A 25,664-nucleotide genomic window follows, 5' to 3' on the forward strand; every position below is an offset into this window, starting at 1 on the left:
AAAGCCGGGTTAGGGTGAATGCGGCAATTCGAAAACTGGGGCAGCTCGGCCTTTCCTAAGGCTCTGGCAATGATTTCAGATTAGAATCCGCCATTTAAGGGGAAATGGGCTTCGGTCACCGCGCCGAAAAGCCTGCAAATGGGAACAAGGCGTGACGATCTATCTGCCGATCGCAGAATTGTCGGTGAATATTTTGATTATTCTCGGCATGGGAGCAGCCGTAGGGTTTCTCTCCGGCATGTTTGGCGTCGGCGGCGGCTTCCTCATCACGCCTCTTCTGATTTTCTACAACATCCCGCCTGTTGTTGCCGTCGCCACCGGCTCCAATCAGGTCGTCGCCTCCTCGGTTTCGGGAGCGCTCAGCCATTTCCGCCGTGGCTCGCTCGACCTGAAACTGGGCTCGATCTTGCTGGCCGGCGGTCTCGCGGGGGCGACGTTCGGCCTCTGGCTATTCGTGCTCTTGCGAAGGCTCGGCCAGATCGACCTGATCATTTCCCTGATCTACGTGATTCTCCTCGGCACCGTAGGCTCGCTGATGCTATGGGAAAGCGTGCGAGCCATGCGCCGCGCAGCCGGCAAACTGCCCCCGGCAACCGGCAAGCCGCGCCATCACAACTGGGTACAGCGGCTGCCGTTGAAACTGCGGTTCAAGAAATCCAAGCTCTATCTCAGCGCCATTCCGGTCATCGGTCTTGGTTTCTTCGTCGGCATGCTGACGCCGATGGGTATCGGCGGCGGCTTCATTCTTGTGCCCGCCATGATCTATCTGCTGCGCGTGCCCACAAATGTCGTTGTCGGCACCTCGTTGTTCCAGGTCATTTTCGTGACGGCCTTTACAACAATCGTCCAGGCAGCCACCAACTATTCCGTCGATATCATCCTGGCCTTCCTCTTGATGGTGGCGGGCGTCGTCGGCGCGCAATACGGCGTGCGTGTCGGCCAGAAGCTGCGCGGCGAGCAATTGCGCGCACTCCTCGGCCTCCTCGTCCTGGCCGTCGGCCTTCGCCTCGTCATCACTCTCGTGGTGACGCCGGCGGACGTTTACTCCGTCGTCATGGAAGGGGTGAGCCGATGAGAGGATTCGGACTGCTCCTTGCCGCCGCATTGCTGCTCACTCCGTTCACCGCGCCGGCGCAAGTGCTGCTCGATCAGCCGACGACCTCGACTACGGCGCGGGAGACGATGGAGATCGGCACATCGACGAGCGAAATCGCCATCACCTCGGACTTCACCGGCGCCGATCTGACGATCTTCGGCGCCCTTTCCAACACCGACCAGCTGCTTCTGGCCATCGGCCAGTACGATATCGTCGTCGTGCTGGAGGGGCCGCGCGAGAATGCAACGGTTCGCAGGAAAGAGCGCGTCTTCGGCATATGGGTCAACACCCGCTCGATGACGTTCGAGCATGTGCCGGAAGCCTATTCGCTCTCGAGCACGCGTGCGGTCGACAATATCACCACGCCGCTCGAACTCAGCGACCGCGGCATTGGCGTCGACCATCTTCCGCTGACGCCGGTCGGCTTCGTCGGCAATGTTGGCGATGTCCCGGAATTCCGCAACGCCTTCCGACGCCTGCAGAAAGCCGGCGGGCTCTATGAAAGCGACCCCGCCGGCGTTCGCTTCGTCAGCTCCTCGCTCTTCAAAGCAACGCTCAGGGTACCCGCCGATGTGCCGAACGGGGTGCATATGGTGCGCGCCTATCTCTTCAAGAGCGGCAAGTTCTTGAGCGAGAAATCGCTGCCGCTGCGCGTCATCAAGACGGGGATAGAGCAGACCATTACCGATGCGGCGCATCAGCGGCCGATCACCTATGGCATTTTCTCGGTGCTGCTCGCCCTCGTCACCGGCTGGGGCGCAAGCTTCATCTTCCGGAAGAACTGATCAACCGCTTTTCCGGCGATTGGCGACCTCGATATACGCTTCGGTCAACCGGCCGAGCACCGAGGGCGTGCCCGGGAGCAGCACCTTGCCGAGATGCTTGGCACGCAACTCCTCCATGAAATCATCCCAGAGCTTTGGGCCGCCATCCTCCAGGAGTTCGGCCCGGATCGACAGCTCCTCGGAAACCGGCAGATGCTTGCGGCCCCAGGCACCCATATGGGCAAAAATGGGCACGAGGTCGATCGACATTTCCGTCAGGCTGTAGACGGCCTTCTGCTTGTGAGTGGGATCGCTTTCGCGGGTCAGCAGACCACGTTCCACCAGCCGCTTCAGCCGATCGGCGAGAATATTGGAAGCAATCCTCTCCTGCGAATTCTGCAGCAACTCGCGAAAATGCCGGCGATTGCCGAACATGATGTCCCTGATGACGATCAGGCTCCAGCGATCACCGAGGATTTCCAGGGTCAAATTGATCGGGCAGCCGGAACGATGCACTGCGTCCATAAGGGCCTCCAAAAGACCGCTTGCATTTTGCTATCAGTACGATTAATTTGCAACTACTTTCTTTTAGCAACTAGTTTTGATTATGGTACGGTTATCACAATGGAGGAAGTGATGAGGAAGCTCGTTATCTGGAATCTCATGACGCTCGACGGCTATTTCGAGGGAACCAAGCCGTGGGATCTTGATTTCCATAGGCTCGCCTGGGGCGATGAGTTGGAACACTATGCGGTCGAACTCGGCAAGGAAGGCGATCTGCTGATCTTCGGCCGCAAGACCTATGAAGGCATGGCCGCCTATTGGCCGACCGCGACGGAAGCGCCCGACATCGCCGCCTACATGAACGGTATCGCCAAGATTGCCGCCTCGCGGACGCTCGACAAAGCAGACTGGAACAATACCCGCGTCGTTGGTGACATCGTCGCTGAGGTGAAGAAGCTGAAGGAAGAACCGGGCAAGACCATGTTTGTCTTCGGCAGTGCCGAAGTGACCGATGCATTGCTCAAGGCGGGGCTGGTGGATGAACTCAGGATCTGCCTCGTTCCGGTCGTCCTCGGTGCCGGCAATCCGCATTTTAAACCGGCGCCCGACCAGCGCCCGATGAAGCTCATCGGCTCCACGCCCCTCAAAACCGGGGCTGTCATCCTGCGTTACGAACCGGCGAACGCGGCCTAGGCCGAGAGATTGCCGAACCGCACGGAGTAGATGCGGTCGCGGCCGAGCAGGTGCGCAATCAAGCTCTCGCGCTCGAAAAGGCCGGCCATGGCCTTGTGGCGAAGATCGAGGCCGCCGGTCATCACGCCGAAGGCGGGCATCAGCAGGCGGGCGCCATCGGTGGCAAAGCACGGGCGGCGCACCGATTTCTCGCGACGCCGAACGGTGGCCGAGGGATGCAGGTGGCCGGCGATCTCGCCGGCCTGCAACCCGGCCTTTGGCTCATGGCGGAACGTTAAACCACCGTAATGCATCTCATCAACCGAATGGCCGGGGAGATCGACGGTGCCATCCGGATCATGATTGCCGTTGATCCAGATCCATTCGCGGCCGCGCGCCATGTTAACGATCAGGCTGCGAAACTCTTCCGGCAAGTGCTGCGAACCGATCCGATCGTGGAAATTGTCGCCCAGCGACACCACGAGTTTCGGATCATAGCGCGAGATGACGGCGGAGAGGACCGTCAGGGTCGCCAGCGTATCGTAGGGCGGCAGCATCATGCCTCGGCGGGCAAAGGCCGCGCCCTTTTCCAGATGCAGATCGGAGACGACGAGAATGCCCGCATCCGGCAGATAGAGCGCGCCGAGCGGATCGCAGACGGCGGCGACGCCATGAATGACGGCCTCGACACCCAGCGCACTGGTTGCGCCGTTGCCTTCATTCATATCTCGCGCTAGCGCCAGGCGGTTCATCACCGTAACAATCTACCTTCGTCGTCTGCTTTGCGGCATCTCTATTCCATCGCTTCGCGGATCAGGTCGTCAGCCGCTTCCGCAAGCAGAGAATCGTGAGCCTCGCCCGGTACCGGCACCTTGCCGATTTCCAGCATCACCGGAACGGCGAGCGGAGAAATATGGTCCAGCGCGCGATGGGTGATATGGCCCCTGATTCGCTTCAGCATATCCGCAAGACGGCCAATATCCAAAAGTCCGGTCGCGGCATCCTGCCTCGTTGCCTGCAGCAGGATATGATCGGGCTCGTGGCTGCGCAGCACGTCATAGATCAGATCGGCCGAGACGGTCACCTGCCGGCCGGTCTTTTCCTTGCCCGGATGCCGGCGCTCGATCAAGCCTGCAATCACGGCGCAATTGCGGAAGGTCCGCTTCAGCAGGAAAGATTCATCGAGCCAGGCTTCGAGATCGTCGCCGAGCATATCCTCGTCGAAGAGATCAGAGAGGCTGAGGCGCCCGTTGGCGATCATCAACCCCATATCCTCCAGACCCCAGATGCCGAGCGAATAATCGGTCGCGACGAAGCCCATGGGCTTGGCGCCGGCGCGCTCCAGCCTTCGGGTCAGCAGCATGCCGAGCGTCTGGTGCGCCAGCCTTCCCTCGAAAGGATAGGCAACCATGTAGGCGCGGCTGCCGCGCGGGAATGTCTCAATCAGAAACTCGTCGCGCTTCGGCAGCAAGGACTTCTCGTTCTGAATTTCCAGCCAATCGCGCACCTGATCCGGCAGGCGGTGCCGCCGGTCCGGATCGGCTATCATCGCGCGCACCTGATCGGCCAGATAGGTGGACAGCGGGAACTTGCCGCCGGCATAGGAGGGAATTTTCGGATCCAGCGAGAAGGCCTGCGACGCGAGGCATTCGCTCTCGCGGATGCCTTCGAAGCGCAGAACCTTGCCGGAAAACAGGAAGGTATCGCCGGGTGACAACTGCTCGACGAAATATTCCTCGACCTTGCCGAGCGGCGCGCCGCCTCTTCCGAGCGAGCCCAGCGCGTTGCGCTTTACCAGGCGGATGTTGAGCATCGCCTCTTCGACGATCGTGCCGAGGTTCAGCCGGTACTGCTGGGCGACCTGCGGATTGGAGACGCGCCAGCGTCCATCCGCCGTCTTGCGGATGCGGGCATAGCGCTCATAAGTCCGCAGCGCATAGCCGCCGGTGGCAACGAAATCGACGATGCGCTCGAAGGTCTCCCAGGAAAGCTCGGCATAGGGTGCTGCACTCTGCACCTCGTCATAAAGTTCGAGCATGTCAAAGGGCTCGGCGCAGGCCATGCCGAGCACATGCTGGGCGAGAACGTCGAGCGCTCCGGCGCCAATGGGTGGTGTGTCCTGCGCGCCTGTATAGTTGGCATCAAGCGCTCCCTGGCATTCCATGACTTCGAAGCGGTTGGCCGGCACAAGAATTGCTTTCGAGGGTTCATCCATGCGGTGATTGGCACGGCCGATGCGCTGGGCAAGGCGGCTGGCGCCTTTCGGCGCGCCGACATGGATGACGAGATCGACGTCGCCCCAATCTATACCGAGATCGAGTGTGGAGGTGGCGACGACAGCACGCAGCCGGTTCTCTGCCATAGCCGCCTCCACCTTGCGGCGCTGGCCGACATCGAGCGAGCCGTGGTGCAGGGCGATCGCCAGATTGTCGTCATTGGCCGACCATAGCTCCTGGAACAGCATTTCGGCCTGCGAGCGCGTGTTGACGAAGAGCAGCGTCGTGCGATGGGCCTTCAGCTCGCGATAGATGTCGGGGATCGCATATTTGGCCGAGTGGCCGGACCAGGGGATGCGCTCTTCCGTCGCAAGGATCGAGATATCGGGCTTGGCGCCACCTTCGACGATGACGAGGCCCGCATGGCGCTCCTCCCCCGGCCGCTGCGCTACCAGCCATTTCTGCAGATCCATGGGGTCGGCAACCGTCGCTGAAAGACCGATGGTCTGCACGCGCGGCGCCAGCTTGCGGATGCGGGCAAGGCCAAGGGACAGCATATGACCGCGCTTGGAGGTGACGAGCGAATGCAGTTCATCGAAGACGATGTATTTCAAATCCTTGAAGAAGCGCTCGGCCTCACGATTGGCGAGCAGCAGCGCCACCTGCTCCGGCGTCGTCAGCAGGATATCGGGCGGGTTGAGCTTCTGCCGCTGCCGCTTGCCGCTCGGCGTATCGCCGGTGCGGTTTTCGACCGTGACAGGCAGGCCCATCTCCGAAACGGGCTTCATCAGGTTGCGCTCGATATCGACCGCCAGCGCCTTCAGCGGCGAAATGTAGAGCGTATGGATGCCGGTGAAGGCCGAACCTGGTGGGATCTTGCCGCGCCGAGTGAGATCCGTCAGCGACGGCAGGAAGCCGGCGAGCGTCTTGCCGGCGCCAGTGGGCGCAATCAGCAGCGTGCTTTCGCCGGCTTCGGCGCGGGCCAGCAGCTCCAGCTGATGCGCACGCGGCTGCCAGCCCTTTTCCGCAAACCAGCGGAGAAAAGGGGCAGGTAAGACAAAGGGGTACTGCGCGTCGATCTGGTCCACGGGCTTCAATGTAATGGATATGCGGCGGATGAGAAGCGGGGAGACTTCGTGTCCTTTCGTTTCAGCGTTTGCGGAGAACGCAATACCCCCTCTGTCACTGTCGTGACAGAGGGGGTGTCAGACGTCCGACATATTCAAATGCAGCTTACATGCCGCTCATTTCAAGGGCCTTGACTCCCACCATAATCATGGATAAAAATTATCTACGATTAGAAAGGCACGAAGATGAAGCTCGGAGACGGCGTCGAACAATCCATCCATTGCGTTGCCATGCTGTCGGGTTTGTCCGATGGCGGCGTGCTCTCGGCTGCGGCGCTTGCGGAATTTCACGGCGTTTCGGTCAGTTATCTTCTGAAGCACCTGCAGGCGCTTTCTGGCGCCGGCATTCTCGATAGCGTGCCGGGGCCGAAGGGCGGATATCGGCTGGCGCGCAAGCCGGAGGAGATCACGCTTCTCGATATCGTACTGGCGGCTGAAGGCCCAGCACCCGCCTTCCGCTGCGCGGAAATCCGCCAGCGCGGCCCAAACCCGCTGGAAGGGCGCTACTTCGCCAAGCCCTGCGGCATCAATGCCGCCATGCTGGCAGCAGAACGCGTCTATCGGGCCGAATTGGCAAAGACAACGATCGCCGACGTGCTGACCGACCTCCGGCAGACGGACACGGACGGTGGCATAGCCGCGAGAGGCTGCGCCTTTCTCGAGCTGCATGAACGCAAGACCAGAAACTGAACCTCAATTTAAAACCCAAGGAGAAGACCATGCATCCGCGTTTCAATTTCGCCAAAGCCTCCCCGGACTCCTACAAGGCCGTCGTCGCGCTGGAAAACTTCGTTCAGAGCAGCGGCCTTGAGCGCCGCTTCATTCACCTGATCAAGCTCCGCGCCTCGCAGATCAACGGCTGCGCCTATTGCGTCGACATGCATGTGAAGGAAGCCCGCCACGATGGCTTGAGCGAACAGTGGATCAACCTGATATGCGTCTGGTGGGAATCGCCTGTTTATGACGACCGCGAACGTGCCCTGCTTCGGTGGGTCGATTCCGTCACCAAGATCGCCCAGACCGGCATTCCGGATGCCGATTTCGAACCGCTGAAGCAGCATTTCAGCGAAGAAGAGATCGTCAAGATCACGGTCGCAATCGGCACGATCAACATCTGGAACCGTCTTGCCGTCGGCTTCCGCTCGCAGCATCCGTTGGATGCGGCAAGCAAGGCTGCCTAGAACCGTTATCATCAAAGCAAAAAGCGCGGGACCTAAATCCCGCGCTTTTCGTTTATCTCCGCCTCGGAAAACCGAGATCGAAATACGTCAGGCAGCAACCGAGCCGAAACCAGCGGTCGGTACTTCCGAGATGGTCTTCAGAACCTGGGAAGCGATCTGGTAGGGGTCGCCTTGCGAGTTCGGGCGACGATCTTCGAGGTAGCCCTTGTAGTCGTTCTTGATGAACGAGTGCGGAACGCGGATCGAGGCGCCGCGGTCGGCAACGCCGTAGCTGAACTTGTTCCACGGAGCCGTTTCATGCTTGCCGGTCAGGCGCATATGGTTGTCCGGACCGTAAACAGCGATGTGGGCTTCGAGGTTCTTGTCGAACTGAGCCATGAGCGCTTCGAAATAGGCCTTGCCGCCGACTTCGCGCATGAACTTGGTCGAGAAGTTGCAGTGCATGCCCGAGCCGTTCCAGTCGGTGTCGCCAAGCGGCTTGCAATGGAACTCGATGTCGATGCCGTACTTTTCGCAAAGACGCAGCAGCAGGTAGCGTGCCATCCAGATCTGGTCGGCGGCCTTCTTGGAGCCCTTGCCGAAAATCTGGAATTCCCACTGACCCTTGGCCACTTCGGCGTTGATGCCTTCGTGGTTGATGCCGGCTTCGAGGCAGAGGTCGAGGTGCTCTTCAACGATTTCGCGAGCGACATCGCCGACGTTCTTGTAGCCGACGCCGGTGTAGTACGGACCTTGGGGGGCCGGATAGCCGGATTCCGGGAAGCCGAGCGGACGGCCGTCCTTGTAGAAGAAGTATTCCTGCTCGAAACCGAACCATGCGTCTTCATCGTCAAGGATGGTCGCGCGGCTGTTGGATTCGTGCGGGGTAATGCCATCAGGCATCATGACTTCGCACATGACGAGAGCGCCGTTGGTACGGGCCGGGTCCGGATAGATAGCGACGGGCTTCAGCACGCAGTCGGAGCTGCGGCCTTCTGCCTGCATCGTCGACGAACCATCGAAGCCCCAAAGCGGAAGCTGCTCGAGCGTCGGAAATGCGTCGAATTCCTTGATCTGCGTTTTACCGCGCAGGTTCGGTACCGGGGTGTACCCGTCGAGCCAGATGTACTCGAGCTTAAACTTCGTCATTACGCACCTCATAACAGTTAATCAGGCGAAGTAGGAAAAACTTGGCCGGCGCGCCCGCCGGAAAATTCCTCACTACGAACGGCTGCCAAGAGAGATGCATGTGCCGTGCCAGATCGCATCGACACCTAGCCCGCCAGGCGAGATTTTTATGATTGAGGCGTGTTCGGGCAAGATTTCCCAGTGCCAAGCATCAGATTCTTTTCAAATCGCCGCCATGGCTTCAATCGAGCTGCCAAAGTGTCGCAGGCTCGACCAGGCCCTAAAACGGATTGGAAAATCGGCAGACCAAAGAAACGGCATCGGCGACACCATTGTTGATTTGCCTATAATTTCATCATTTAGCATTTTTTTTAAGCGAAATGGTGATATTCGCCTTCGGCTTTGCTATATATGAGTTGTCTCTTGAAGCGCGCCCGCTTGAACACCAAAAAGGGAGAGACAAAGAATGGCAATCGGTACTCGGCACGAAACCGCAAAGATCTATCAGTTTCCCGTTACGGCTCGCCCCACGGCGCTCAGCCAGCGTCCGAAGGTGAACCTCACCCCGGATATCGGCCCGTCCATTGCGACGGCCGCATTCGATAGCTGGTATCACGAAGCCGCGATCGTCGAATCCGACGAGACCCGCAAGCAGTAGGCTTTAGCTTTACAGCGCTATATAGCGATCCGAGCGATGATTGATCGCGACGAAGAGATTGAGCGCGATTGCGCCGATCACCGAGCAGATGACCACAGCAGGCGTGGTCACCGCAAAAGCGACGGCGAGCACGCATAGGTCGATTGCAAGCTGCACCAACCCTGCCCTCATGCCGAAACGCTCCTGCAGGTAAATCCCCAGAATGCCGACGCCGCCGAGGCTTGCCCGATGACGATAGAGCGCGAGCAGGCCGAAGCCGAGCAGAATGCCGCCGAGCACCGCCGACCAGAGCGCGTTGATATGCGCGACATCGAAGAGCAGCGGCTGCAGGTTGGTCAGCAGCGAGGTGAGCGCAATGGCGATGAAGGTCTTTATGGTGAAGACCGGGCCGAGCTGTTTCAGAGACAGATAGAAGAACGGCAGATTGACCACGAAAAAGGCGAGGCCGAAATTCACGCCGATCGCATAGTGCAGCAGGAAGGCTATGCCGGCGGTGCTGCCGGTCAACAAGCCAGCGCTTGAAAGGCAAAATAGCCCAAGCGAGGAAATCAGGCTGCCGGAGACGATGCCCTGAACATCCTCGATCCACGAATGCCGGGTCGCGGATGTATTCCAGATACCAAATGCGCTCTTTGCGTTTGCCATGTGATTTCCCCTGGGTTTCAAGGCTTTTTGCTGAAAGCTCAGGCGATAATCAAGCAAAAATACGTAAGCAATGCTGACCTATTTCAAATTCGCAAGATTCGAAATTATTAAGCCGATTTCCGGGTAATGAACAGAATGCCATGGACCGGTTTTCCGCCATCCATGCGAATGATGCTGCGGGTGAGATCCAGCGCCGTAAAGCCGTAAGCGGCCAAAATCCGACTGACATAGGCTTCGGAATGGGCGAACCGTAAGGAATCGCGCAGGACATAGCCGTCCGCCTGCTGTGCATCCTCGACCGAAAACGCAAAGATGGCGCCATCGGCCGAAAGTTTCTGCACGATCGCCGTCACGCCATGCAAATCGCCGAGATACATCAGCACGTCGGCGGCGGTGATCAGATCTGCGCGGCCGGCCTCAAACTCACCACCGAAAATGCCTGACAATTCCGGCTCAAGCGCGAGATCGGCCTGGCCGAGGTGATCGTAGACATTCTTTTCGGCCGCCTTGGCGAGCATGCCCTTCGATAGGTCGTAGCCTTCCAGCCGATCGACCCGGGCGCGGATTTCCGGCCCCAGCAGGCCCGTGCCGCAGCCAAGGTCGATCGCGAGACGGAAATGTTTCGGGATACCCGCCGTTTCGGCAATTAGCCCGGCAAGCTTGCCGGGCACGCTGTAGCCGAGCTTCTCGACGAGCGAGGTTTCGAAGCGGTCGGCGTAGTCGTCGAACAGCCGCTCGACATAGAGGCTCGGCGGCCGGTCCGGCACATCGGCACCGCCGAGAACGGCAAGCTTGAGGCGGGCGCCGAAGACATCGCCTTGATCGAGCATCAGCACTTCGTTCAGCGCCGCGATTGCGCCGGATGCATCGCCGGCCTTCTCGCGATAGGTCGCAAGCGTGAACCAGCCCGCCGCCCAGCGTGGTACCAGCTCCAGCGCCTGCTCCATCAGCTCGGCCGCACTCGCGGGTTCTCCGCTCTCGGCAAGCATCTTCGCATAATCGGCGCGGCGGTCGGCGATGACATCGCCGGAGGAAAGCTGGCTTGGCAGCATGTGTTTCATCCTGTTTGATGCTCGCCTTTGAACGCGGCCATAAAAAAACTCAAGTCCTATTTCAGGCAGGCGCTGGTTTAGGGTGTAAGCTGGGCGAAAGTGCTTGCGAGTCGCAGGTGCCGGCCCTATCTCAGCACCGACCGACTGCCATATGGAGACGTCAGTATGTCCGATCAGGTGAACAGATTCCTTGGCGACTCGCCAGGCAGAACGCTGGTGAAGCTCGTCATCGTGTCGCTCGTGGTCGGCTTCGTGATGAAGTTCTTCGGCTGGCGGCCGCTCGATTTCCTCTATGGCGTCCGTCGCTTCCTGCTCGATCTCTGGCACAGTGGCTTCGCTGCGCTTGGCGAGTTCGGCGATTATGTGCTGCTCGGCGCTTCCATCGTCATTCCCATCTTCATCATACTTCGTTTGTTCAACTACCGCCGCTGACATGACCTCCCAGACACTGAACTGCACGCGCCGCGATGCGCTGCGCCTCGCCGCTCTTGCGCTCACCGCATCCGTCGCAAGCTGCGCCACGCCGCCCGCCCGGATTTCCAATATCCCCGCCAGCGACCAGACTGCCTCCGCCCTGCCGCTCGTCAATGCACTGCGCGCCAAGAACGGCCTGCCACCATTGAAGATCGATACCGCTGCCAGCACCGCCGCCGTCTATCAGGCGAGGCGGATGGCGGATGCCGGCAAGATGGAGCACCTGATCGGCCTCGGCGACGATTTCGGCAAGCGGGTCAAGGCAAGCGGCGTCAAGCTGCCGGCAGCGGAGAACATTGCCGAGGGCCAGCGCGACGTGAATGCGGCGGTGACGGCCTGGATCAATTCGCCGAAGCATTTGCACAACATGCTCGGCAAATATGATGGCCTTGGCGTCGCTCTTGCCTATGCCCCCTCTTCCGGCGACAGGCCTTATTGGTCCATGGTGCTTTCCTCGAACTGAGGAGGCGTAAGGCAACATGGATGTCCAGCAGGAGAGCCGGAAGGTTCTGCCCTTCGACGTGACGCATCGGCTCGTGCTGTCGATCGCGATTCCGATGACGCTCGGCTTCATGACGACACCGCTGCTCGGCCTTGTCGATACGGCCGTCGTTGGCCACATGGGCCAGCCAGACGCGCTGGCCGGGCTTGCGATCGGCGCTGTGCTCTTCGACCTTCTCTTTGCCAGCTTCAATTTCCTGCGCGCCTCGACCACAGGGTTAACCGCGCAGGCCTATGGCCGCCATGACCGTCGCGAACAGCAAGCCGTGTTCTGGCGGGCGCTAATATCGGCGCTTACCTGTGGCATCTTGATCGTCATTCTTTCGCCGCTGCTGCTCTGGATCGGCATTAAGCTGATGGGGCCGGAAGGCGGCATTGCCGACGCAACGCGAACCTATTTCTCCATCCGCATGCTCTCCGGCCCGGCGGCACTTGCCAATTACGCACTCCTCGGTTTCGTGCTCGGCCGCGGCCAAGGCCGTATCGGGCTTTTGCTGCAGACCGTCATCAATGGCGTCAATATGGTGCTCGCCATCCTGCTCGGCTTATACCTTGGCTGGGGTGTCGCCGGCGTCGCCTGGGGTACACTGATTGGCGAAGCAAGCGGCATGCTGCTAGGGCTTGCTATTGTCCTGCGCAGCTTTGCCGGCGAGGAGCGGCCGCCGCGCGTGGAACTGCTTTCCCGCGCCAAACTTACCCAGCTCTTCGCGCTCAATCGCGATATCCTCATCCGCACCTTCGTGCTGATTGCCGCCTTCACGCTGATGACGCGTATCGGCAACAGCTTCGGCGCCGTCATGCTCGCCGCCAATGCGGTGCTGATGAACTTCTTCCTGCTGTCGGGCTATTATCTCGACGGGCTCGCGAACGCAGCCGAGCAGATCACCGGCCGCTCGATCGGCGCCAATTACAGGCCGGCCTTCGAGCGCGGCTTGAAACTGACAGCGCTCTGGTCCTTCGGGCTGGCGCTTGCCGCCGCCATTTTTTTCTTTACGGTTGGGCCGGCGCTGATCCGCCTGCTGACAACTTCCGAAGAGGTGCGCCTCGCTGCGGAGACCTATCTGCCCTGGGCGGCAATCACCGGCCTGACTGGGGCGCTCGCCTTCCTGATGGATGGAGTCTTTATTGGCGCCACATGGTCGCGCGAGATGCGCAACAAGATGCTGCTATCCTTCGGCGGCTATCTCATAGCGCTCGCCGTCTTCGTGCCGACGCTTGGCAATCATGGCCTGTGGATGGCCATGAACGCCTTCCTGCTGTTTCGCGGCATCTTCCTGGCCATGGGCCTGAAGAAGCGGGCGGATCAGACGTTCCGATTCGCCCAGTAGTCCAGCTTGGTATCGCGCAGGTCGCGGATCGAGCCGGCGCGCTCGCGATCGAGCAACTTCGAGAGATCCGCCACGACGCGGCCCGGCAATCCCGGGCCTTCATAGACCATGCAGGAATAAAGTTGCACGAGATCCGCGCCGGCCTTGATCTTCTCCAGCGCCGTTTCCGCTGAGGAAACGCCGCCAACACCGATGATCGGCAGTGCGGCACCGACGCGGCGGCGCATCTTGGCAAGCACCACAGTCGATTTTTCGAAGACCGGCTTGCCGGAAAGGCCGCCTGCCTCTTTCGCCTGACGCTGGTCTTTCAAGCCATCACGCGAGAGCGTGGTGTTGGAGACGATCAGACCGTCGAGCGCATGCGACAATACTTCCGCGGCGATGTCATCCATGCCCTCTTCGGTAAGATCTGGCGCGATCTTGAGAAAGACGGGAATGCGCTTGCCGGCCTTGGCCGCTTCCTCGTCGCGCGCGGCAAGCACGGCCGACAACAGGGCCGACAGGCTTTCGCGCGCCTGCAGATCGCGCAGGCCCGGCGTATTCGGCGAGGAGATATTGGCGGTGAAATAGCGCGCCACGGAATAGAAGCGGCGGATACCGGCGACGTAATCAGCAATTCGGTCGGCACTATCCTTGTTGGCACCGATGTTGACGCCGATGATGCCGTTGCCGCGGATGGCCTTTAGCCGTCGGAATGCTGCCTCATGGCCCTCATTATTGAAGCCGAGGCGATTGATGACGCCTTCGTCTTCGACTAGCCGGAAGATGCGTGGGCGCGGATTGCCCGACTGCGCCTTCGGCGTCACCGTGCCGATCTCGGTAAAGCCGAAACCGAGCTTCAGCAGCGCCTCCGGCACTTCGGCATTCTTGTCATAACCGGCGGCCATGCCGATGGGATTGGCAAATTCGAGCCCTGCCACGGTCTGGCGCAGGCGGGGATCGTTGCGTGTGCGGCAGGTCGGCACGAGGCCGGATTTCAGCGCAGCTATCGACATGCCATGCGCGGTTTCCGGATCGAACAGGAACAGGCCGCGCCGGCCGAAATCGCGAAAGGCGCCAATCATTCCGCCATCTCCGGAAAGGTGTGAGAACCATCTTCACCAATCGGCAACGGCTTTTCCCAGAGCACGGCCGAAAGTGGCAGCGGCGCATAGAGATGCGGGAAGAGATCGCCGCCGCGTGAGGGTTCGAACACCAACTTGTCGCCCAGCGCATCGCCGTCGATCGCGACGAGCAGCAGCCCGGTCTGCCCTGCGAAATAGAGCTCGGCGGTTTTTCGTGCCTGCTTCGCGGTGGAGAGATGAATATAGCCGTCAGTCAGATCGATCGCCGCGCCATGAAAAACGCCGGTTTGTCTGGCTTGCTGCCAGAGCGTGTCCGGCACGATCTTGTAAACCACTGGCATGGCGGTCATCATCCCTCTGTAAAGCTGTCCTGATAGGGCTTTGCACGAAAACATCAGCCGATGTCCACGGTTTCCGTGATGGATTTGGGGTTTAACGCAGAAAATCCGGAGGATGACATGACGAAGGAACTGAAAATCGGTCTCGCAGCCATGCTGGTGCCCACTGCTATTCTTCTCTCCACGCCGGCTCTTTCAGCCGAACCGGATGCCGAACGCTTCCAGCTGGAGCGCAGTGGCGATCATTTCATCCGCCTCGACAAGCACACCGGGGCGATGTCCATCTGCCAGGACCAAAGCGGCAATCTCGTCTGCCGCATGGCCGCCGACGAACGCAGCGCCTATGACGACGAGCTCGACCGGCTGGCCGATCGCGTGACGAAGCTGGAAAAGACCGTTGCCGCAAACAAGGGATCGAGCCTGCCCGACGACGCCGAGATCGACCGTACGCTCGGGATCATGCAGAAATTCATGCGTGGCTTCATGGGCATGGCGAAGGAATTCCAGAACGAGCAGCCGGACGCGAAGCCGCAGCCGCAGAAGACTTGAGACCGCGAAAACCGCGGGCGAAAGCACGGGGATAAAGGACCGTATTCCTATACCGGTCTTTACTCGCCAAAATGCCTCGGTTAACCTTTTCTGAAGAGCAAAGCGCCGGGCGAGCCGGCGCGGATACCGAGCGGCGATGCTGTCACACGAGCAGATATGGGGTGCGATCGACCGGCTTGCCGAGCGGCATGCCCTGACCCCTTCCGGTCTCGCCCGCCGCGCCGGCCTCGATGCCACCTCCTTCAACAAATCGAAGCGGCTGAGCCAAGACGGACGCCTGCGCTGGCCCTCGACGGAATCGATCGCCAAGATCCTCGATGCGACGGGTGCCAGCCTGGAGCAGTTCCTGAGCTTCATCCGGCCAGCCGAGCCGCCGGGCGCTACGACTCCGCCAAACGGGATTTTGCCGGCCGGCAACGCCATACCGCTGATCGGCTTTGCCCAAGCGGGTGCAGGCGGTTTCTTCGACGATGGCGGATTTCCAGCCGGCCAGGGCTGGGACATGGTGGAATTTCCCGTCGCTGCCGGGCACAGGATCGGCGCCTATGCGCTTGAGGTGCAGGGCGAAAGCATGTTGCCGCTCTATCGCGACGGGGATATTCTGATTGTCGAGCCAGGTGCTCAGATCAGGAAAAACGACCGTGTCGTCGTGAAGACCCGCGAAGGCGAAGTCATGGCCAAGGTCCTGCTGCGGCAGAGCGCCAAGTCGATCGAGCTTTTGTCGCTCAATCCCGAACACTCCAACCGCAGCTTCGATCTTGCGGATGTGGAATGGATTGCCCGGATTATTTGGGCCAGCCAATAGGAAAGTTTTCTCGTTATGCGTCGTAATATTTGGCTTGCAGGTGCGGCAGGCGCGATCGTCGGTTCTTGGTTGACCCTCGTCGCGATTCAGGTCAGCGAGCGTGGTTTCAGCCTGCCCCACCGAGACCACAGCGACACGACGGCTCAAAGCAAGCCGGCTGTGACTGGGCCGGGCGAGACTGCCAAGGCCGGCACCACACCACCAAAGGCTATCGAGGCACCTAAGCAAGCCGAGACCACGAAGCAGAACGGCGCAAATTCAGGTCAGGCGCAATCGGAAGGCCAACCGGTAGCGCAAGCCGCCGGCTCGGCCACGCAAGCAACGAAGGATAAGGCAACGATCCTCGCCACAGCATCCCCATCGACAAGCAGTTCCGACGGCAGTCCCGAGCTCGCCGCCGCTGCCATGGCGGCGGCAGCGGCGGCGAGCGATGGCGACGAGACTAAGGCCGTGGAAAACAAGACGGCGGCAGCGCCGCCGGTGACGCAACAGGACGACAAGGTTCCGACCGACGCTGCCCGTTCGAACGACGTATCGACGAAGCCAGAGGAAATCCAAAAGCTGCCGCCTGCGACAGATATGGCGAGCGGCAAGGACGCCGCCACGTCCCAGGCCCAGCAGTCAAGCGAAAACACGCCGGGCAAGGCGGTAGCCGCTTCATCGGAGACTGGGTCTGACGACCAGGCCAAGACCGATCCCATCCCGGACAACCGGATACCGGCCGACCAGATCGACAGGGAGACGGCGGCGGCCGAACATCGAACCCTGCCGCCGGAATTGCCGCGGCAGCAGCCAGCGTCTCAGTCCGAACAGGCAGCACTTGATCCCGCATCCAAGCCGCAGGAGCAGACGACAACGATCGAACTCGTCCGCCCCTTCTCGGATCAGGCCGGCATATTGACCATCACCGGTAGGAGCGTACAGCTCACCGGGATCATTCCGACCGATGTCGATCGAATGTGCACCGGCCCGAGCGGGAAGGACTGGCCCTGCGGCCAAGCCGCGCGCACGGCATTCCGCATGTATCTGCGTGGCCGATCGATCGATTGCGATGTGCCCGATGCCAACTGGAAAGGCACCGTCAAGGGCGCCTGCCGCTATGTCCGCGTCGATCTCAGCGCCTGGCTGGTGCGCTTTGGCTGGGCCGATCCGGAGCCAGGTTCGCCGCTTGCATCGCTCGTCGACGAGGCCAAGCAGAAGAAGCGCGGCATGTATGGCGACGATCCGCGCAAGAATGGAAAATCGACGCTCGGGCCGGCCTTGCCCAAGGAAGATCCGCTCAATCCGATCTGACGTCTTGCTTCAGCCACCACAGCGCCGCGCGTCATATATCGCGCGCAAAGGCCGCTACGGCACTTCCAATCCGCCGCATAATTCCTTAAATCGATTCCGATTCAAGGAATTATGCAGTAACTTTTGCCATAGACGCGCGACTTTTCAGCTTGCCAAATTCAAAGGACTTCGCCTGTCATGAACAAGCCGCTTTCTGCTCACGAGGCCCTGATCTACGTCATGGTACTGGCCTCGGCCGTCGATCGCACGATGAACGACCGGGAGCTCAGCCGCATCGGGGAGCTCATTCACGCCCTGCCGGTCTTCAAGGGGTTCGACGACGAGAAGCTGATTTCCGTCTCTCGCGATTGCGCCAAGCTTCTTTCGAACAATGAGGGATTGGACATCGTGCTCGAAACCGTGCGCGATACGCTTCCCGCCCGTCTTTATGACACAGCCTACGCCCTTGCCGTCGAAGTCGCTTCGGCCGACCTGTCGGTCAAGGCCGAGGAATTGCGCCTGCTCAGCCTGCTCCGCGACCGTCTCGGCCTCGACAAGCTGACTTGTGCCGCCATCGAACGCAGCGCAATCGCCCGCTATCGCAAGGCCTAGAGGCTTTTCCTGAAATCGCGCTAATCAGTAAAGCCCATAGGGAAAATAGCGCAGATAAATTTCCTGCAGCCTGCCGTCGCGAGACAGGGTGGCAAGCGCGTGGTTGATCGCGGCCGTCAGATCGGCATCCTGCTGACGCAGCATGATGGTCATGCCTTCGCCGAGAAATTGCTGTGACAGGTAAGGACCGTCAAAAAGAGCGCAGCATTTTTCCGCCGCCGGCGACGAGACCCAGAAGGAAAGCTGCAGGCCATCGGCAAATGCTGCATCGACCTTGCCGTCCTTGACGGCGGCCAGAAGCCCATCCTTGTCATCGAAGGGCACCGGCTTGATCGCCGGGAAGAAGGCCGTCAGCATTGCCTCATGCACTGTGCCCTTGACGACGCCAACAGGATGTCCCGAGAGCGAGGCAGCTGTCGTGCCGCCGATCAATGCCTTGAGATTGCGCACGAAACGGGCAGGCAACATCAGGAACGGCCGTGAAAAGGCGAAGGTCTTGCGCAGTTCGGGTGTGACCGCAACGCCGGCGATGACGGCATCGCCTTGCGAAGCGGCAAGTGCGCCCTGCAATTCGCCAAAGGGCAAGGCCTGGATCTGGCACTTGTCCGCTATTGCCAGCTCGTCGCAGATCTTGCGCGCCAGCTCGACATGGAAGCCGGTGAGCTTGCCGTTCTGATCGAGGAAATTGAAGGGCGGAAAGTCGATCGACGTCAGGAAGCGCAGTCTGACCAGCGAAGACAGATCCGGCTTCGGCAGGCGCTCACGCGCATCGAACAGGATCGGCAGGCTCGGCGGCTTCGTCTCCTGAGCGGCAAGCGGCAGGGTGCAGGACATGGCGATCAAGGCCGTAAGCGCAAGATGCCGGGCGGCCGACATGATCGAGGAAAGGCAAACACGCATGGTCTGGATCCGGCCTCCGGTCGTGGATGCACATTTCTGGTTTCACGAATCCGATGTAGCAGAGTCATGCCGCAGGGGGAATATCGCGGCCTACTGATGGTCGAAGCGGCTCCGGGATGAGCGGCGTTCGAGCCTTTTACTTTTTCGGCAGAACGAGCCGTTCAATCTTTGCCGATCGGGTGCCGCCCGCCTCCCCGCGCCGCTTCAACAGCCTTGCCGGGGTACCGACATAGATGCCGTAAGGCTCGGTCCTACCCTTGACGACGGCATTCGCACCGATGACGCATCCTTTGGAAATATGGGAGCCACCGAGGATCTTGGCGCCCGCTCCGATCCAGACATCGTCTTCGATGACGATCGGCTTCTTCGTCACGCCCTGAAGACGAATTGGGCGGGAAATATCATCGAAATTGTGATCGAAGGAAACGATCATCGCATGCGCAGCGATGCGTACATCATTGCCTATGACGATCCCGCCGCGGCCCAGCAGAATGCTGTAATCGTTGAAGGAGACGTGATTACCGATCTCGATGCTGCCTTCCTGTGCATCGATGACGACTCCCTTGCGGAAATGCACTCTTTCCCCGATGCGAACGTCGCCGCGCCGCCAGATGATCCTGGTGCTGAGAGGTACTTTCGTGCTGCGGGCGATCTTCAGCGCACCACTCCGAAAGAGCGCCCTCAGCCTGTAAAACCATGCTATTCCACGCATTCCGACGCTCCTGACAAGGGGCGCCTGTTTTTGCATGCTTGTCTGGCGGCCACCTGAATGCGTCACAGATGGCGATGCGGCAGCGCAGTCACAAGTGTTGTCCTTGCATTGCTCAGGTGCGCGCAGCAAGGCCCGTGATCAATGCAATCACGCCAAAGCCCGCCGCCCCTGCGCATACCGCAGCCCAGCCGCCGAAATCCCATGCCGTGCCGGCGAGCGCCGATCCGAGAGCCCCGCCGAGGAAGAAGATGCCGACGAACAGACCATTGATCCGCCCGCGCGCCTCCGGCTTCAGGAGATTGACGGCACGGCGACCCAAGGTCTGATCGCCGGTGACGCCGACATCGAGCAAGACGGCGCTCATGCCCAGAAGGATCAACTGGGCCACGGAGCTGCCCGAGCGTATTCCACCCACCCAGGCGGCCAGCGCCATCGCGGCAAGCACGATCAGATGCGAGGCCAATGTCGCCGTCCGCGTCCATCCCCTGTCGCCCATACGGCCGAAGACGGAGGTCGCCGCGGCACCACCGGCGCCCACAAGGGCAAACAGCGCGATGCCGGATTGGCCGAGCGAGAACGGCGGCTGCGCCAGACGCAGTGCGACGGAAGTCCAGAACAGGCTGAAGCTCGCCATCATCAAGGCCGCCGTGAAGGCGCGCAGCCGCAGCACCGGTTCCTCCTGCAAAAGCTTGAAGAGCGAACCGATCAAGGCCCCGTAGTTCGTGCTGATCAGAGGGCGCCGCTCGGGCAGGCGCAGGGCAAGCACAGCGGCGAGGAGCGCAAGCGTTGCGGCGCTCAGGGCATAGAAACTTCTCCAGCCCCAAAAGTCGGCAATCAGGCTCGCCAAAGGGCGTGAGACAAGAATGCCGACCATGACGCCGCTCATGACATTGCCGATCACCCGGCCGCGATGTTCGGGCGGCGCCATCGCTGCCGCGATCGGCACGAGGATCTGGATGGCGGAGCAGGCCGCTCCCAGAAGGAAGAGGAAGATCAACAGGCTCCAGCCGGTCGGCGCGAAGGCGGCGGCAACGGCCATGACCAGAGCCGAAAGGAGCATGCGCAGCACCAGCTGCCGGTTCTCCATAAGGTCCGCCAGCGGCACCAGAAAGAACAGGCCGGCGGCGTAGCCAAGCAGCGAGGCCATGGCCACCAGGCCGGCACCGCTTTCGGAAAAGCCGAGCGACGGACCGATGATGCCGACCAGTGTCTGAGGCGCGAAAAGATTGATGATGATGACGCCGGTCGCGATGGCGAACAACAATGTCGAGGGAGCGGCCGTTGCTGCGGAAACCTCTTCCTCCGACTCGCTCGTGATGCATTCCGGGACCTGCGACATGATCTCTCCAAATTTCTGATAATAAAGATAGCCATCTTTATCGCTTCGTTGCATAATGCGGCAATTGAAATGAACTAATAATGATTATGCGAGCTCAGCATGAACATTCATGACCTGGAAGCTTTCGTCGCAGTGGTGGAAACAGGTTCGATCGTTGCCGCCTCCGCACGCATCAATCTGACCCAGCCAGGCATCACCCGGCGCATACAGAACCTGGAAGACAGTCTCGGCATCGCTCTCCTCGACCGGCAGTCCAAGCCCTTGCGGCCGACGGCGGCAGGACGCGAGGCCTATGAGCATGGCCGTCGGGTGCTGCGCTCGCTCGACGATCTCAAGGCCGGCGTTTCGCCCGGCGGCACGATCGGCGGCGAATTCCGCCTCGGGATCATGCCCTATCTCTCCGAAGCGGCCTTATCGGCCCCGCTCGACGAATTGCGCGGCCAGTTTCCGCAATTGACGCTGCGCATCGTTACCGGCTGGTCGCCGCAACTGATCGAACAGGTCGCTCACAGTCAGCTCGATGCGGCAACCGTCTGCCTGGCGGAAGGGCTGCAGCCGCCGGATAATGTCGTCGGCGAGATGCTCGGAGTCCATGCCGTCATTCTCGTCGCGGCACCGTCGCTGGGCGTCCCCAAGGAACCGAGATTGGAAGATCTCTCCCGCTTCCCCTGGATCATGAACCAGAGCGGCTGCGGCTTTCGCGCCTTCATTCAGCATCGCTTCGAAGCCGAACGCCTGCCCTTCGACGTCGGCGTCGAGGCCATGAGCGCCGATCTCAGAATGTCGCTGGTCGCGCGCGGTCTCGGCATCGGCGTCTTGACGCCGGCCGCACTAGCAGACAGCCGCTGGCGCGATTTGGTCGAAATCGTCGAAGCCCCGGATTTCAGCCCGAAAGTCGTCAACTGGCTGGTGCATCGGCCGCCGGCGGGGCGGCTTGCCCGTCCGATCGCAATTTTTGGGGAAGCGCTGAAGGAAACGCTGAAAACGAAGAGACCGCTTCTCGCGTGAAGATTATGGAGCGGGTGAAGGGAATCGAACCCTCGTATTCAGCTTGGGAAGCTGCTGCTCTACCATTGAGCTACACCCGCCTGACACCGTGAGATGTCCAACAGTTACCGGCCTCTGTCAAGGCCGGTCGGCAATCGATCAAAGCCGGAAGTGCTTGGAGAGCTTCAGACCCTGTGCCTGGTAGTTCGAGCCGAGGCCGGAGCCGTAGAGGCTGCTTGGCTGTTCCAGCATGTGTTCATAGATCAGGCGACCGACGATCTGGCCATCCTCGAGGATGAAGGGCACTTCGTGGCTGCGCACTTCAAGCACGGCGCGGCTGCCGCGGCCGCCGGCCGGGGCATGGCCGAAGCCGGGATCGAAGAAGCCGGCATAGTGGACGCGGAATTCGCCGACCAGCGGATCGAACGGCGTCATCTCGGCGGCGAAATGCGGCGGCACATGCACAGCCTCGCGCGAGACGAGGATGTAGAATTCATCGGGATCGAGGATCAGCTCGGTGCGGCCGCGGCTATAGAGCGGTTCCCAGAAATCGAAAATATCGTGCTGGGCCTTTTTGTCGACGTCGACGACGGCGGTATGGTGCTTGCCGCGATAGCCGATCAGGCCTTCCTTGTCGCCGGCAAGATCGATCGAGAGCGCGATGCCGCCGCCGGTGATATTCGGCTTCTTGCTGGCGACCAGCGTCTCGCTCTCGTGTAGCGCCAGCAGTTCCGGCTCGGTGAGCAGGGCCTGGCCGACGCGGAAGCGGATCTGCGACAGGCGCGAACCGCGGCGAACGACGATCGGGAAGGTGCGCGGGCTGATTTCGAGATAGAGCGGGCCGGAATAGCCGGCCGGGATCTTGTCGAACTCCTGCGCCCGGTCGGTGATGACGCGGGTGAAGATGTCGAGACGGCCGGTCGAGCTCTTCGGATTGGCGGAGGCCGACATATCCTCGGGTAGATCCAGCCGCTCCATCAGCGGCACAATATAGACGCAGCCCGTTTCCAGCACAGCGCCTTCGGAGAGATCGACCACATGCAGTTTCAGCCGGTCGAGCTTGTCGGCGACGAGATGTGATGGACCGGGCATGAAGCTGGCGCGGACGCGGAAGGCATGCGAGCCGAGCCGCAGGTCAAGGCTTGCCGGCTGGATCTGATCGACGTCCAGTTCTCTCTCGCTCGTCAGCCGCCCCGTTTCAAACAGCGCTGCGATGGCGCGATCGGCCAAAATTCCAGTATTGCGAGCCATCATGCTTCTCTCATAATTTGTCGCAGACAAAACCAAACTCGGGGAATTGACGCAAGCCGTCAACGGCAGTATTGCAACTTATCCCGTGGTGATTTGGCCGGTCGGCTTGCAGCCACGTTAAACAAATGGCTAAAAAGACCGGGGTTGAACCGGTCTGCTTTCGCGACCGGTTTTTTTGTTTTGAAAGTGGTGATGGCATGAGCAAGACTTGGCGCCCCGCAACCCAGCTCGTACACAACGGAACGCTCCGTTCGCAATTCGGCGAGACCTCCGAAGCAATCTATCTGACCCAGGGCTTCGTCTACGACACGTCGGAAGCGGCGGAAGCCCGTTTCAAGGGCGAGACGGACGGCTTTATCTACGCCCGCTACGGCAGCCCCACCAACGATATGTTCGAAAAGCGCATGTGCGCGCTGGAAGGCGCTGAAGACGCCCGCGCCACCGCGTCCGGCATGGCCGCTGTCTCCGCAGCCATCCTTTGCCAGCTGAAGGCCGGCGATCATATCGTCGCTGCCCGCGCCCTCTTCGGCTCCTGCCGCTGGGTGGTCGAGACGCTGGCTCCGAAATACGGCATCGAATGCACGCTGGTCGACGGCCGCTTTACCGAGAACTGGGAAAAAGCCATCCGCCCGAACACCAAGGTTTTCTTCCTCGAAAGCCCGACCAACCCGACGCTGGAAGTGGTCGATATTGCCGCCGTCGCCAAGCTCGCCAACCAGATCGGCGCAAAGGTCGTGGTCGACAACGTCTTCGCCACGCCGCTCTTCCAAAAGCCTTTGGAACTCGGCGCCCATATCGTCGTCTACTCCGCCACCAAACATATCGACGGCCAAGGTCGTTCGCTTGGTGGCGTCATCCTTTCCGACAAGCAGTGGATCGACGAGAACCTGCAGGACTATTTCCGCCACACCGGCCCGGCCATGTCTCCCTTTACCGCCTGGACGCTGCTGAAAGGCATTGAGACGCTGCCGCTGCGCGTTGCGCAGCAGACGGCGAACGCCTCCAAGGTTGCCGATTTCCTCGCCGAGCAGACCAACAAGGTCGCCCGCGTGATCTATCCCGGCCGCAGGGACCATCCGCAGGCCGATATCATCGCCAAGCAGATGAGCGGCGGCTCTACGCTGGTCGCCTTCGAGCTCAAGGGCGGCAAGGAAGCGGCCTTCAAGCTGCAGAATGCGCTGGAGATCGTGAAGATCTCCAACAATCTCGGCGACTCGAAGAGCCTGATCACGCATCCTGCCACCACGACGCACAAGAACCTCACCGACGAAGCCCGCGCCGAGCTCGGCATTTCGCCGGGCACCGTGCGCTTCTCCGCCGGCATCGAAGACAGCGCGGATCTGGTCGAGGACTTCGCCCGCGCGCTCGAGCAGGTTTCCGCCTGATATCAATCGAGCCGCCCGGATTTTTCCGGGCGGCTCGACCTGCCCTCATCGGGCAATCTCGCGAGAGATAGGGTAGCTCGTCAGTTAGCGGCCTTGAATTCAACCTGACCGTTGTTCAGGAAGACCGTCTTGTCGAACAATTTGAGGTCCAGCGGATTCGGCAGGCGAACATCCGAGAGATCGGGCACTGGTTTCAGCGCCGGATCATAGGAACGGTCGATCTGCGAGACAAAGACGACGATCACGCCTCTGGCGCGCGCAAACGCCTTCAGCGCCCGGACCTGGATCATCAGCTCCGGTTTTTCCCGTTTCTGATCGAGCAGCTGCAGAAAATCGACGACCGCCAACGTGCCACGCGGCGCACCGGCCAGCCTCTCGACGATATAATCGGCGCTGATGGCATCTGAATTGTCGAATTCAAACAGATCGGCAAATTCCGCATAATCGGCACCGATGACAGGAAAACGGTCCAGGACGACCTTTTCCGTGTCCTCCAGCGTGAAGAAGACACCGCGATTGCCAGCCTTCATGGCTTCGACGGCGAGCCGCAAGCTCATTAGGGTCTTGCCGTGACCGCGCCGCGCGCCGATCAGCACCAGATCGCCCGGGCTCAGACGCGAATATAGCTCACCGATGGGCACAGCTGAGCTCGTTTTGCTTGCGAGCAAGCTCCAGCCCGCAAAGCCTTCGCCAGCCGCGACGCGATCCAGCGCGGCGTGCAAGGGGATTTTCTGCTGGCGAGACAGGAGCCTAGCCTTGCGCTTTAAATGATAAACAGGGGCAGAAAGCCTCATCTAAACCTCCTATTGCGAGCAATGACCGCAACCCCTCCTTATGCCAGGCGCTCAAACAGTCGGTTTTGATATCGACGGCCCCGCATGAAATATACTTTCCCGAATGGAGGGGGGAGGCACGGGCCATGCCAGAATCAGATGATAGCCGAAATGCCTTCCGATGAAAATTGCGGTCACACCCCCAGGGAACATAAGATGAAATGAGGAATTATATGAGCTGGAGATTTTGATCGGCGGGCTGCAGATATGACGGGCAACCTACAAGTGCACCTTTGGCTGCGGCAAGCGTTTCTTCTCACCAAAAGTGGAGAGAGAGGCTTCATGTCAGAGA

At 60.6% G+C, this 25,664-nt stretch carries 28 protein-coding genes, 1 tRNA gene and 1 riboswitch; of the genes, 15 read left to right on the forward strand and 14 right to left on the reverse strand.

What is annotated here, in order from left to right:
- Positions 1-151: 151 nt before the first annotated feature.
- Positions 152-1,075, forward strand: a complete 924-nt coding sequence (locus JJQ51_RS07080) for a sulfite exporter TauE/SafE family protein (RefSeq protein WP_113332044.1) — start codon at positions 152-154, stop codon at positions 1,073-1,075.
- Complete coding sequence (locus JJQ51_RS07085) at positions 1,072-1,881, forward strand: TIGR02186 family protein (RefSeq protein WP_113351236.1); 810 nt, start codon at positions 1,072-1,074, stop codon at positions 1,879-1,881. Before JJQ51_RS07080 ends, JJQ51_RS07085 begins: the two co-directional genes overlap by 4 nt.
- Here the strand turns inward: JJQ51_RS07085 and JJQ51_RS07090 are convergent, their stop codons facing one another.
- A complete protein-coding gene (locus JJQ51_RS07090) occupies positions 1,882-2,385 on the reverse strand; it encodes a winged helix-turn-helix transcriptional regulator (protein ID WP_113351237.1) in 504 nt (167 codons plus the stop codon).
- A 111-nt stretch (positions 2,386-2,496) separates the two neighbouring features.
- On the opposite strand from JJQ51_RS07090, the gene JJQ51_RS07095 reads away from it, so the two are divergent.
- The gene (locus tag JJQ51_RS07095; protein ID WP_113351238.1) at positions 2,497-3,057 is read left to right on the forward strand and encodes a dihydrofolate reductase family protein; all 561 of its coding nucleotides are present in this window, start codon (positions 2,497-2,499) and stop codon (positions 3,055-3,057) included.
- Here the strand turns inward: JJQ51_RS07095 and pdeM are convergent.
- Positions 3,054-3,788, reverse strand: coding sequence for a ligase-associated DNA damage response endonuclease PdeM (pdeM, locus tag JJQ51_RS07100; RefSeq protein WP_113332040.1), 735 nt, complete (start codon positions 3,786-3,788; stop codon positions 3,054-3,056). The two genes, JJQ51_RS07095 and pdeM, sit on opposite strands and share 4 nt — an antisense overlap.
- Before the next feature lie 41 nt (positions 3,789-3,829).
- Positions 3,830-6,340: a ligase-associated DNA damage response DEXH box helicase gene (locus tag JJQ51_RS07105; RefSeq protein WP_113351239.1), complete on the reverse strand. Its 2,511-nt coding sequence runs from the start codon at positions 6,338-6,340 to the stop codon at positions 3,830-3,832.
- A 225-nt stretch (positions 6,341-6,565) separates the two neighbouring features.
- On the opposite strand from JJQ51_RS07105, the gene JJQ51_RS07110 reads away from it, so the two are divergent.
- Both JJQ51_RS07110 and JJQ51_RS07115 read left to right on the forward strand, forming a co-directional pair.
- Entirely contained in the window at positions 6,566-7,069 is a 504-nt protein-coding gene (locus JJQ51_RS07110) for an RrF2 family transcriptional regulator (RefSeq protein WP_113351240.1), read from the forward strand.
- A 29-nt stretch (positions 7,070-7,098) separates the two neighbouring features.
- Positions 7,099-7,560, forward strand: a complete 462-nt coding sequence (locus JJQ51_RS07115) for a carboxymuconolactone decarboxylase family protein (RefSeq protein ID WP_113351241.1) — start codon at positions 7,099-7,101, stop codon at positions 7,558-7,560.
- Positions 7,561-7,647: 87 nt separating this feature from the next.
- Here the strand turns inward: JJQ51_RS07115 and JJQ51_RS07120 are convergent, their stop codons facing one another.
- Positions 7,648-8,688, reverse strand: coding sequence for a glutamine synthetase beta-grasp domain-containing protein (locus tag JJQ51_RS07120; RefSeq protein ID WP_113351242.1), 1,041 nt, complete (start codon positions 8,686-8,688; stop codon positions 7,648-7,650).
- Between the two features lie 445 nt (positions 8,689-9,133).
- Between JJQ51_RS07120 and JJQ51_RS07125 the strand changes: the two genes are divergently transcribed.
- The gene (locus JJQ51_RS07125; protein WP_015338743.1) at positions 9,134-9,325 is read left to right on the forward strand and encodes a DUF2735 domain-containing protein; all 192 of its coding nucleotides are present in this window, start codon (positions 9,134-9,136) and stop codon (positions 9,323-9,325) included.
- Positions 9,326-9,334: 9 nt separating this feature from the next.
- Here the strand turns inward: JJQ51_RS07125 and JJQ51_RS07130 are convergent, their stop codons facing one another.
- Together JJQ51_RS07130 and JJQ51_RS07135 are read right to left on the reverse strand one after the other, a co-directional pair.
- Positions 9,335-9,970, reverse strand: coding sequence for a YitT family protein (locus JJQ51_RS07130; RefSeq protein ID WP_113351243.1), 636 nt, complete (start codon positions 9,968-9,970; stop codon positions 9,335-9,337).
- A 107-nt stretch (positions 9,971-10,077) separates the two neighbouring features.
- Positions 10,078-11,022 (reverse strand): methyltransferase domain-containing protein, encoded by a 945-nt coding sequence (locus JJQ51_RS07135; RefSeq protein ID WP_113351244.1) that lies wholly within the window; start codon positions 11,020-11,022, stop codon positions 10,078-10,080.
- Between the two features lie 165 nt (positions 11,023-11,187).
- Here JJQ51_RS07135 and JJQ51_RS07140 point away from each other — a divergent pair, with 165 nt between their 5' ends.
- The 3 genes from JJQ51_RS07140 to JJQ51_RS07150 are packed head-to-tail and all read left to right on the forward strand — an operon-like array spanning position 11,188 to position 13,325.
- Positions 11,188-11,454 carry a DUF6460 domain-containing protein gene (locus tag JJQ51_RS07140; RefSeq protein WP_069611256.1) on the forward strand — a complete coding sequence of 89 codons (267 nt, stop codon included), beginning with the start codon at positions 11,188-11,190 and terminating at the stop codon, positions 11,452-11,454.
- 1 nt (position 11,455) lies between these two features.
- Entirely contained in the window at positions 11,456-11,959 is a 504-nt protein-coding gene (locus tag JJQ51_RS07145) for a CAP domain-containing protein (protein ID WP_113351245.1), read from the forward strand.
- A 16-nt stretch (positions 11,960-11,975) separates the two neighbouring features.
- The gene (locus JJQ51_RS07150) at positions 11,976-13,325 is read left to right on the forward strand and encodes an MATE family efflux transporter (protein WP_113351246.1); all 1,350 of its coding nucleotides are present in this window, start codon (positions 11,976-11,978) and stop codon (positions 13,323-13,325) included.
- On the opposite strand, the gene JJQ51_RS07155 is transcribed toward JJQ51_RS07150, so the two are convergent.
- Both JJQ51_RS07155 and JJQ51_RS07160 read right to left on the reverse strand, forming a co-directional pair.
- On the reverse strand, positions 13,301-14,389 hold the full coding sequence (locus JJQ51_RS07155) for a quinone-dependent dihydroorotate dehydrogenase (protein ID WP_113351247.1): 1,089 nt from the start codon (positions 14,387-14,389) through the stop codon (positions 13,301-13,303). The genes JJQ51_RS07150 and JJQ51_RS07155 overlap by 25 nt on opposite strands.
- Positions 14,386-14,742, reverse strand: coding sequence for a DUF952 domain-containing protein (locus JJQ51_RS07160; RefSeq protein ID WP_113351248.1), 357 nt, complete (start codon positions 14,740-14,742; stop codon positions 14,386-14,388). Before JJQ51_RS07160 ends, JJQ51_RS07155 begins: the two co-directional genes overlap by 4 nt.
- Before the next feature lie 105 nt (positions 14,743-14,847).
- On the opposite strand from JJQ51_RS07160, the gene JJQ51_RS07165 reads away from it, so the two are divergent.
- The 4 genes from JJQ51_RS07165 to JJQ51_RS07180 all read left to right on the forward strand — a co-directional run bounded on the left by JJQ51_RS07165 (position 14,848) and on the right by JJQ51_RS07180 (position 17,965).
- Positions 14,848-15,276 (forward strand): hypothetical protein, encoded by a 429-nt coding sequence (locus JJQ51_RS07165; protein WP_113351513.1) that lies wholly within the window; start codon positions 14,848-14,850, stop codon positions 15,274-15,276.
- A gap of 136 nt (positions 15,277-15,412) precedes the next feature.
- A complete protein-coding gene (locus JJQ51_RS07170) occupies positions 15,413-16,081 on the forward strand; it encodes a S24 family peptidase (protein WP_113351249.1) in 669 nt (222 codons plus the stop codon).
- A 15-nt stretch (positions 16,082-16,096) separates the two neighbouring features.
- The gene (locus tag JJQ51_RS07175) at positions 16,097-17,374 is read left to right on the forward strand and encodes a hypothetical protein (protein WP_152095559.1); all 1,278 of its coding nucleotides are present in this window, start codon (positions 16,097-16,099) and stop codon (positions 17,372-17,374) included.
- A gap of 177 nt (positions 17,375-17,551) precedes the next feature.
- A complete protein-coding gene (locus JJQ51_RS07180; protein WP_015338732.1) occupies positions 17,552-17,965 on the forward strand; it encodes a tellurite resistance TerB family protein in 414 nt (137 codons plus the stop codon).
- Positions 17,966-17,989: 24 nt separating this feature from the next.
- Here the strand turns inward: JJQ51_RS07180 and JJQ51_RS07185 are convergent, their stop codons facing one another.
- From JJQ51_RS07185 to JJQ51_RS07195, 3 genes are all read right to left on the reverse strand, one after another.
- Positions 17,990-18,799, reverse strand: a complete 810-nt coding sequence (locus JJQ51_RS07185) for a transporter substrate-binding domain-containing protein (protein WP_233788613.1) — start codon at positions 18,797-18,799, stop codon at positions 17,990-17,992.
- A gap of 202 nt (positions 18,800-19,001) precedes the next feature.
- Entirely contained in the window at positions 19,002-19,577 is a 576-nt protein-coding gene (locus JJQ51_RS07190) for an acyltransferase (protein WP_113332027.1), read from the reverse strand.
- 112 nt (positions 19,578-19,689) lie between these two features.
- A complete protein-coding gene (locus JJQ51_RS07195) occupies positions 19,690-20,916 on the reverse strand; it encodes an MFS transporter (RefSeq protein WP_152093731.1) in 1,227 nt (408 codons plus the stop codon).
- A 99-nt stretch (positions 20,917-21,015) separates the two neighbouring features.
- On the opposite strand from JJQ51_RS07195, the gene JJQ51_RS07200 reads away from it, so the two are divergent.
- Positions 21,016-21,924 carry a LysR family transcriptional regulator gene (locus JJQ51_RS07200; protein WP_152093732.1) on the forward strand — a complete coding sequence of 303 codons (909 nt, stop codon included), beginning with the start codon at positions 21,016-21,018 and terminating at the stop codon, positions 21,922-21,924.
- A 6-nt stretch (positions 21,925-21,930) separates the two neighbouring features.
- On the opposite strand, the gene JJQ51_RS07205 is transcribed toward JJQ51_RS07200, so the two are convergent.
- Positions 21,931-22,004 (reverse strand) — tRNA-Gly (locus tag JJQ51_RS07205).
- A 58-nt stretch (positions 22,005-22,062) separates the two neighbouring features.
- On the reverse strand, positions 22,063-23,157 hold the full coding sequence (locus JJQ51_RS07210; RefSeq protein WP_069611245.1) for a 2'-deoxycytidine 5'-triphosphate deaminase: 1,095 nt from the start codon (positions 23,155-23,157) through the stop codon (positions 22,063-22,065).
- Between the two features lie 72 nt (positions 23,158-23,229).
- Positions 23,230-23,308, forward strand: a riboswitch (SAM riboswitch).
- A gap of 43 nt (positions 23,309-23,351) precedes the next feature.
- On the opposite strand from JJQ51_RS07210, the gene JJQ51_RS07215 reads away from it, so the two are divergent.
- Positions 23,352-24,539, forward strand: coding sequence for an O-succinylhomoserine sulfhydrylase (locus tag JJQ51_RS07215; protein ID WP_152093733.1), 1,188 nt, complete (start codon positions 23,352-23,354; stop codon positions 24,537-24,539).
- 80 nt (positions 24,540-24,619) lie between these two features.
- Here the strand turns inward: JJQ51_RS07215 and JJQ51_RS07220 are convergent, their stop codons facing one another.
- Entirely contained in the window at positions 24,620-25,333 is a 714-nt protein-coding gene (locus tag JJQ51_RS07220; protein WP_152095561.1) for a DNA helicase, read from the reverse strand.
- Positions 25,334-25,664 lie beyond the last annotated feature (331 nt).

Origin of the sequence: Rhizobium sp. AG207R, assembly GCF_027109195.1 — a bacterium.
Taxonomy (GTDB): domain Bacteria; phylum Pseudomonadota; class Alphaproteobacteria; order Rhizobiales; family Rhizobiaceae; genus Rhizobium; species Rhizobium dioscoreae.

Excerpts from the sequence above, each read along its gene's own strand:
- JJQ51_RS07165 (WP_113351513.1), top strand. The coding sequence starts at position 14,848 with ATGACGAAGGAACTGAAAATCGGTCTCGCAGCCATGCTGGTGCCCACT.
- JJQ51_RS07210 (WP_069611245.1), bottom strand. The coding sequence starts at position 23,157 with ATGATGGCTCGCAATACTGGAATTTTGGCCGATCGCGCCATCGCAGCG.
- JJQ51_RS07095 (WP_113351238.1), top strand. The coding sequence starts at position 2,497 with ATGAGGAAGCTCGTTATCTGGAATCTCATGACGCTCGACGGCTATTTC.
- JJQ51_RS07195 (WP_152093731.1), bottom strand. The coding sequence starts at position 20,916 with ATGTCGCAGGTCCCGGAATGCATCACGAGCGAGTCGGAGGAAGAGGTT.
- JJQ51_RS07220 (WP_152095561.1), bottom strand. The coding sequence starts at position 25,333 with ATGAGGCTTTCTGCCCCTGTTTATCATTTAAAGCGCAAGGCTAGGCTC.
- JJQ51_RS07140 (WP_069611256.1), top strand. The coding sequence starts at position 11,188 with ATGTCCGATCAGGTGAACAGATTCCTTGGCGACTCGCCAGGCAGAACG.
- JJQ51_RS07155 (WP_113351247.1), bottom strand. The coding sequence starts at position 14,389 with ATGATTGGCGCCTTTCGCGATTTCGGCCGGCGCGGCCTGTTCCTGTTC.
- JJQ51_RS07215 (WP_152093733.1), top strand. The coding sequence starts at position 23,352 with ATGAGCAAGACTTGGCGCCCCGCAACCCAGCTCGTACACAACGGAACG.
- JJQ51_RS07085 (WP_113351236.1), top strand. The coding sequence starts at position 1,072 with ATGAGAGGATTCGGACTGCTCCTTGCCGCCGCATTGCTGCTCACTCCG.
- JJQ51_RS07135 (WP_113351244.1), bottom strand. The coding sequence starts at position 11,022 with ATGCTGCCAAGCCAGCTTTCCTCCGGCGATGTCATCGCCGACCGCCGC.
- JJQ51_RS07120 (WP_113351242.1), bottom strand. The coding sequence starts at position 8,688 with ATGACGAAGTTTAAGCTCGAGTACATCTGGCTCGACGGGTACACCCCG.
- JJQ51_RS07145 (WP_113351245.1), top strand. The coding sequence starts at position 11,456 with ATGACCTCCCAGACACTGAACTGCACGCGCCGCGATGCGCTGCGCCTC.
- JJQ51_RS07190 (WP_113332027.1), bottom strand. The coding sequence starts at position 19,577 with ATGCGTGGAATAGCATGGTTTTACAGGCTGAGGGCGCTCTTTCGGAGT.
- JJQ51_RS07150 (WP_113351246.1), top strand. The coding sequence starts at position 11,976 with ATGGATGTCCAGCAGGAGAGCCGGAAGGTTCTGCCCTTCGACGTGACG.
- JJQ51_RS07185 (WP_233788613.1), bottom strand. The coding sequence starts at position 18,799 with ATGTCCTGCACCCTGCCGCTTGCCGCTCAGGAGACGAAGCCGCCGAGC.
- JJQ51_RS07090 (WP_113351237.1), bottom strand. The coding sequence starts at position 2,385 with ATGGACGCAGTGCATCGTTCCGGCTGCCCGATCAATTTGACCCTGGAA.
- JJQ51_RS07180 (WP_015338732.1), top strand. The coding sequence starts at position 17,552 with ATGAACAAGCCGCTTTCTGCTCACGAGGCCCTGATCTACGTCATGGTA.
- JJQ51_RS07115 (WP_113351241.1), top strand. The coding sequence starts at position 7,099 with ATGCATCCGCGTTTCAATTTCGCCAAAGCCTCCCCGGACTCCTACAAG.
- JJQ51_RS07175 (WP_152095559.1), top strand. The coding sequence starts at position 16,097 with ATGCGTCGTAATATTTGGCTTGCAGGTGCGGCAGGCGCGATCGTCGGT.
- pdeM (WP_113332040.1), bottom strand. The coding sequence starts at position 3,788 with ATGAACCGCCTGGCGCTAGCGCGAGATATGAATGAAGGCAACGGCGCA.
- JJQ51_RS07125 (WP_015338743.1), top strand. The coding sequence starts at position 9,134 with ATGGCAATCGGTACTCGGCACGAAACCGCAAAGATCTATCAGTTTCCC.
- JJQ51_RS07110 (WP_113351240.1), top strand. The coding sequence starts at position 6,566 with ATGAAGCTCGGAGACGGCGTCGAACAATCCATCCATTGCGTTGCCATG.
- JJQ51_RS07170 (WP_113351249.1), top strand. The coding sequence starts at position 15,413 with ATGCTGTCACACGAGCAGATATGGGGTGCGATCGACCGGCTTGCCGAG.
- JJQ51_RS07160 (WP_113351248.1), bottom strand. The coding sequence starts at position 14,742 with ATGATGACCGCCATGCCAGTGGTTTACAAGATCGTGCCGGACACGCTC.
- JJQ51_RS07130 (WP_113351243.1), bottom strand. The coding sequence starts at position 9,970 with ATGGCAAACGCAAAGAGCGCATTTGGTATCTGGAATACATCCGCGACC.
- JJQ51_RS07200 (WP_152093732.1), top strand. The coding sequence starts at position 21,016 with ATGAACATTCATGACCTGGAAGCTTTCGTCGCAGTGGTGGAAACAGGT.